Genomic DNA, 424 nt, shown 5'->3' with positions numbered 1-424 from the left:
TTCTCTTGTCATTTTCTATCCTTTATTATTATATTTGTTTGATAAAACCTAATTGCATTAAGTCTTCTATGGAAATAGGAAGCTTAATCTGTGTTCCTCCACCTTCTTGTTCAAAGCATGGAGATATTCTTCCTATCTTCGGAGAATGGAATTCGTTTTTTTTCATTGATTGTTCAATTTTATTTTTTAAGCTTTCATTTTGACATATATCTTTTTTTCTTAACATACTCTCCATATTAATATCTTCTAATACTTCATATCTTTTATAGGTTTTTTGCATGGCTTCATTATCTTCATAAGGCAATGATCTTTTTTCATAAGGCATCACTCCTTTTTTCTCCTTAAAAGGGCAAACAAAGCTACCTGAATTATCTCCATATCTGTCCAGTTTCATCCCTTTTTTTAGAGTGATTTCTCTTGGTTT

At 30.0% G+C, this 424-nt stretch carries 1 protein-coding gene; it reads right to left on the bottom strand.

Translation table 11 applies throughout. The features are described from left to right. Positions 1 to 28 precede the first annotated feature (28 nt). Positions 29 to 424, bottom strand: a 396-nt coding sequence (locus tag AJ939_RS03655; RefSeq protein ID WP_148124045.1) for a TNT domain-containing protein, incomplete at its 5' end; no start/stop codon positions are given.

The sequence above is a fragment of the Campylobacter sp. BCW_6889 genome (assembly GCF_001762535.1).
Lineage (GTDB): Bacteria > Campylobacterota > Campylobacteria > Campylobacterales > Campylobacteraceae > Campylobacter_D > Campylobacter_D jejuni.
Note: the sequence above shows the minus strand (reverse complement) of the source record. Positions and strands in the feature narration are given on the sequence as shown.